The 5,769-nt window shown below is 64.0% G+C and carries 3 protein-coding genes and 1 pseudogene; all 4 read right to left on the reverse strand.

Annotation, left to right across the window (positions count from 1 at the left end):
* On the reverse strand, window positions 1-836 hold an 836-nt coding region (locus H610_RS25945), incomplete at its 3' end, for a hypothetical protein (RefSeq protein WP_152529075.1).
* Window positions 823-4,440: a toxin VasX gene (locus H610_RS0108445; RefSeq protein ID WP_028239256.1), complete on the reverse strand. Its 3,618-nt coding sequence runs from the start codon at window positions 4,438-4,440 to the stop codon at window positions 823-825. The genes H610_RS0108445 and H610_RS25945, both read right to left, overlap by 14 nt.
* Window positions 4,437-5,315: a DUF4123 domain-containing protein gene (locus H610_RS0108450; protein WP_028239257.1), complete on the reverse strand. Its 879-nt coding sequence runs from the start codon at window positions 5,313-5,315 to the stop codon at window positions 4,437-4,439. Before H610_RS0108450 ends, H610_RS0108445 begins: the two co-directional genes overlap by 4 nt.
* A pseudogene (locus tag H610_RS0108455) lies at window positions 5,308-5,769 on the reverse strand (type VI secretion system tip protein VgrG); the annotation flags it as partial. The gene H610_RS0108450 and the pseudogene H610_RS0108455, both read right to left, overlap by 8 nt.

Below are 5,769 nucleotides of genomic sequence, written 5' to 3' on the forward strand. Positions count from 1 at the left end.
CCCTCGCGGTAACGGCGGCGCATGCGCTCGCGGGCGTTGCGGAAGGTGTGCAGGCCCTCGTGGGGCGGGTCGTCGGGGCCTTGCAGGTCGAGCGGGTCCTGGATGTCCTTGAGGCTGTGCACCTCGTGTTCCATATAGGCGCGGATCGCTTCCCAGTTGGCGATGGCCAGGGGCAGGCCGGCGCAGGGAAACTCCAGGGAGAAATCCTGGCCACTCTCGACATGATGAAAACCGACGCCCATGGCGTACTGGCGCTGGATACCGTACTGGGTCGCGCCCTGGGCCTGGATCACCCAGGCGGACAGGGATTCCCAGGGGATGAAGCCCGGTTCGGCACGGCCTTTGAGGACGATGCAGATTTCACGACGTTGGCGGTTGAAGCGAGCGGGAATGACTTTGCGGTATTGCAGATACTTGCGCAACCATATGGTCATGCCAAGAGCCAATGTGAGTAGAGCAACGGCTGACCCAATCTTGATTCCAAGTCCAGAAAGCTCAATCAGAGCCTCATGCGCGAGTTCAATTTCCCCCCCCACTAGAATAATCAGCAAAGCTCCGATAAGGGGAAACAAAGCAACAGACATTATCCAGCCGCCAAAAGGCAAGCCTAGAGCCAATTGCCAACCAAATATCGGCGGAAGACCGACCCCGAAATCCAAATAGGTGTCATTGACCTCACCCACGGCATGGGCGTAGTCCTGGGCCGGTTGCCCGGTGGGCAACGGCAGAGGGGCCAGGTAACTGACCTGCCCTCCGGGGAAACCGACCACATCACCTGCTTTATGCTGCTGATCCAGTTCCAGAGGGGGCGCTTCCATGGGCTTATCGGTTGGCATCGTCGGTATCCGGCAGCAGCAGTGGGTCGATCGGCAGCAGGGGCGCGGCCTGGCCCTGGAGGGTCTGTTGGCTGGGGGCGTAGTCGCCCTCCCGGTGCGGGGAGAGGCGGATCGTATGGCGTTCCGGCCGGTAGTTCCCTTGTTCGTCCAGCCATTCGATCACGATATCCAGCAGCAGCTCCTCATGGGTAATACCACCGGAGAACCCGTCCTGCGGCGCCGGGCGCGGCACCCGCAGCAGCAGGGGCTCGGCGGCGACGAGCATCAGGTCGTCGGCGATCAGGTCGCTGATAGGCTGCCACTGCACCAAGGGCTGCCCCTTGCCATGGTGGGTGGAGCGGATACGGTAGGCGCCCAGGCCAAGCCGCGCGACTGGTCGACCGGCCAGCGGTGGCGCCAGCACCGCCCGGCTCAGCCCCGGCAGGGCGAGGGTGATCTCGCTGCTGGCCGGCGACAGCAGCCAGTCGCGCCACCAACTGCCATGGCTGCCATGCTCGACCCGTACCGCAGGCGCCTGGATCACCCCGAGCAGGTGCTGCTGGTAGGTGGCCAGGGGATAGCTTTGCCGCTTGGCGGCATCGCGGCTCCAGGGGGTGGTCAGCAGCCAGTCGTCGTGGGGGGAGGTGTCGTTGCGGTTGTACCACCAGGTGCCGCCCAGTTCCAGGGCGGTAAAGACTGCACCGACGATATTGAAGCGGAAGAACACGCCGGATAGCCGGATGCCGGCCACTGCCCAGGCGGCGCGGCGTGCCACTGGATTGGAGAAATCTTTTAGCACCGCGAAACCTGCATGGATCGTATGCCCAAGTCCGTAGACATTGCTGGCCAGCATCCCATTGGAACCAGCCAATGCCACGGCGGCTCCCTGCTGGGCCCGGGCATTGCCACTGCGCACCGCCCCTAGCCATTCGCCATGGTGGGCCAGGCTGCTCATGGCGGAGGCTACAGCGCCAGCGAAATATCCAAAGCCACCAAGGCCAACATGTAGTTTGCCCATCTGCACATGCACCGCTTGCAGCGCATGGTTCTGCAGGCCCTGCACCAGTTGGGCGCTATGTGTACTCAAAGCCGTATCGGCAATGGCCTGGGCTGCTGCGAAACCAGCAGCGCCGGTAGCGAAAAGAGAGCTGAAAAACTGCATCCAGTCCTTTTGTCCAAGAGGCTGAGCCCTGACCTCCCGAACGACCTGCACCAGATTGACCATCTGCGCGACGAACACCGCCAACCCCACGCCATCCCCCAGCTTGCTGAAGCTGCCGGCGGTGGAGTAGCCATTGCGCAGGTTGCGCAGACCGCTGGCCACTTCCTGCGACTGGGCGGGCGGCAGGATCAGGGTGATGCCGGCGCGCCCAGGCGCCGCGCCGGCCACCCGGACGCTGTTGTTCGGCAGTTCGGCGATGGGGCTTAGGGCCGCGGCCAGGCGTGGTTCCAGCATGTCGAGCTGTGCCCGGACGCGGCGGATCTCAATCAGCAGCGCCTGGGCCGCGGTCGATTTGTGCCCAGCGCTTGCCTTGACGCGTTTGCGCTCTTTGACCAGGCGGCGAAGTTCGTCGCGGTTGTCGAGGACCTCGCGCAGGTCGCGCTGCAGCACGGCCCTTTCCGCGTCGCTGGCGAAAGTGAAGCTCAGCCCTTCCCGCCGTGCGGCATCGAGCAGGCGGGTGGGGAGTACCTTGGGCAGTTTGCGGAACAGTTCGTCCAGTTCCGGCACCTTCTGCTGGCCCACGCCCTGGTAGAAAGCCTCCATGGCACGGCTGATGCCCAGCGTTAGGGCCGGGGCGAGCGTGCCCTGGGCGCTGGCAGCGACGGCGCGGGTGACCTCCGGCAGTTCGTCGATGGCCGGCAGCTTGCCTTGCTCGAGGCTTTTCAGCTTCTGCGACCATTCGTCCAGGCTGTTGGCTACGGTATAACCAGCCGCGACGATCTGGGCATACTGCACGGCAAACGTGGTCTGCTCGTCCAGCGGAAGGGTATGGAACAGTGGGCGGTCGTACTGCGGGTTTTCCTCGATCCAGGTGTACAGCGCTTCGCTGGCCAGGTCGCTGCGGCAGATGTCCTTCAGGCAGGCATACTGCGTGGCGAGCGCCTGTCCTACCTGCTCGGCCTGCTGGGGATCGTAATACCAGGCGGAGCGATGGAAGCGGTCCGCAGTGACCATCTGCGTGCGGTCCGCGGTGATGCGGTCCAGTAACCTGTTCCAGCGCGCCAGATTCGGCCGATGGGTGGCCAGAAAGGCGTCCATGGCTGGACGGTCGATCAGGTCGTCGATGCCGCGCTGGCCGAACTTGGCACCCTGCAATACGTCCTTGACCCGCCCGTCGTGCTCCTTTCTCAGCGCGATGAGGGCGTCGAGTTCGCGCTCGACGAATGCCTGCTGGGCGCCGAGACCGAGCAGCTTGGTGCGGGTGTAATAGCGCTCGGTGGCGCGGCTAAGGGCCAGCGGCACGCCGAAGCCGACTGCGCCGGAGCGGCGGCTGTCCAGCCGTATGGCGTCCAGCTCGGCCTGGAGTTCCGCGGGATGGTCCCTGCCGTCGGACGAGGGATAGGGCTCGTTGTTGTTTAGGAAGGTCAGCAAGGCGACATGAGTCTGATCGCGATCCACTGCGGGCAGAGCCTCCAGCTTGCCCAGCATGGCCTGTACCGCGGGCGACTGCGAATGGCTGGCGAGCTTGCCGAATTCCGCCTCGGTGATCTGCGAGAGGGATTCGATATAGCAGGCGATCACGTAGTCGCGCTCGTTGGCTCCCGGCTGCGTGCCGCCCTCGATCCATTCCTCGATCCAGCCGACCACTTTGTCCTGGTACTGGGCCAGGTCACGCATCACACCGATGTCGTCGCGCAGCACCAGAAACAGCGCGTCGTGCTCGTAGGCTGGGAGAATCCGGCCCGTCAGCTCGCCTATATGGATATCGCGAAACAGCGGCGGCTCTTGCCAGGTGTAGGCTTGTCGCTCTTCGGGGTGTAGCTCTCCGGCCTCGGCCGGCTGGCGCTGGTGTTCCGGGAAGGCCTGCTGACCCTGTTCGTCCGTATGCACCCTGTTCTGCACGATCTCGGCCAGCCACTTTTCCACCTGTGGGCGAGTCAGCAGATGTGTGCCACCTCGCTGGGGGTCGGCCTGGGCCAGGTCGATTGCCTGCATGAAGTGTTCACGATCTTCCTGACTGGCCAGGACTTGGCTGCATTTGCGCGCGGTCCACTGCGGTTCGGAGTAGGCGACATGCAGTTTGCTGTTTCTGGGAAAGATCAGCTGTGGCTCCCCAACGGGACTGTTGCGCACATCCGCACGGACTTCCGCGTCCTTCCACAGCAGCTTGGTGATGGCCCCTTGCTCGATCCGGTATTCGTGCAGTAGGCCTGTAGCGGCGTCGATGATGTAGAGGTAGCCGTCTCGTACCAGGCGTATGCCCAGTGGCCGGCTTTGCAAGGCGAAGGGCATTGGCAGTTCGGCAGCCGGATCGACCCACTCGGTCAGGCCGTAACGCAGGGGCAGCAGTTGCACTTCGGTCATCATCAGCGGGCAGGTGCTGGTGGTCGAACGGCTGTCACTGCTGGAAGCCGCGTTGACCGCGAGGTTGGCGTTGTTGCGCGGTGGTGTCTGCGCGGTCATGAGAGCGTCCTTTCTGTCTCCATGGCGCGTTGTTCCGCCAGGTATGCGGCCTGCTCGACGCGCTGGGCAGGCGATTGCGCTGAGGGCTCATCGAGCAGGCGGGCGATGTCCGGATGGTTTGCCAGCGGTTGGCCATCCAGGAAACCGAACACATTGGCGAACAGCAGTATCTCGCGCTCGGAGCTCATCCCACGTTGATAGGCCTGTTCGGCCAGCTCACGCAGGTGCCAGAGGCGTTCACGATCAGGCACGCCCGGCTGGTATGTGGGGAAGAATGCCCGCATGTGCTCATCCAGTGCCATGACGGTCCGGCGGAAACTCGCTTCGCCCAGCGCCGTCAGTTCCTGGTCGCTCAGACGAAAGGGCCGGGTTCTGTCTTGATCGGGTTCCGGGCCGGCGCGTCGGTACTGGTGCCAGGTTCCCTCGATTCCATCGGGCGCGCATACCTGTTCGATGGGGCCGAACAGCCTGGGATTGCCGATGGCGAGCAGTTGATGCGCAACAGCCGGATCGGCCAGCCGCAGAAGAGCGGTTTCGTTTTCCTGGAACCTGACCCGAAGTAGCCAGCGCAAATGCTGCAGTGTTTCGTCAAAGCCCGCGCGGGAGAAAATGAGGTAGCCCCATTCCCTTGCGGCGTTGTCGATGAATGCCTGCAGGCTCGGATCGTGCCGACCTTCCAAGGCAACCAGGCAGGGGGACAGGTCGAGCAGCTCCTGCCACTCGGTTCCCAGGTAGAGCGGCTCGAACACAGGGTTTTCCGACCACTGGTAGAGCTTGTGGGAAAGCGCCTCGACGCTGACCCCGTCGAGGAGAAGATAGCCGTTTACCTTCCACAGAAGGTTTTCCGGCAGGGCGGGCATGGGCAGGTCAGGCATCACGCGCCTCCGTCTTTGCGGCTTCGCAGATGGCGCACAAGGGTTTCTTGCGCAGCAATGCCTGTCGCTGTGCCGGGATCAGCAACTTTCCAGCCCTATCGGCATCCGCCGGCTCCACCGGACCCGGCGGAATCGGTTTTGCCCCGGACCCCTTGCCCGGGCTGCCACCGGAATTCAGCTTGATCCGAGGTCCGACCAGGGTGACGCCGCTGGCGTCGAGCCTGATGAAGCTGCCGGCGGTCTTGAAGGTGAGTTCGCTGCCGGCTTCGAGCACGACCTTCAGGCCGCTGGAAAGGTGGATTTCCTGGCCCGCCTCGACGAACTGCCCGCTGCCGATCTGCACGTGCTGGCTGTCGCCCACGGTGAGGTGGTCGCTGGCTTTCACTTCGGTCCTGCGGTCGCCGTGGGTGGTGCGGTGCTCCTCGGCGCGGAATTCGCTGTAGCTGTTCGCTTC

Source organism: Stutzerimonas azotifigens DSM 17556, from assembly GCF_000425625.1.
GTDB classification, from domain to species: domain Bacteria; phylum Pseudomonadota; class Gammaproteobacteria; order Pseudomonadales; family Pseudomonadaceae; genus Stutzerimonas; species Stutzerimonas azotifigens.

Coding starts and splice junctions, on each gene's coding strand:
- H610_RS0108445 (WP_028239256.1), bottom strand. CDS start 4,440: ATGACCGCGCAGACACCACCGCGCAACAACGCCAACCTCGCGGTCAAC.
- H610_RS0108450 (WP_028239257.1), bottom strand. CDS start 5,315: ATGCCTGACCTGCCCATGCCCGCCCTGCCGGAAAACCTTCTGTGGAAG.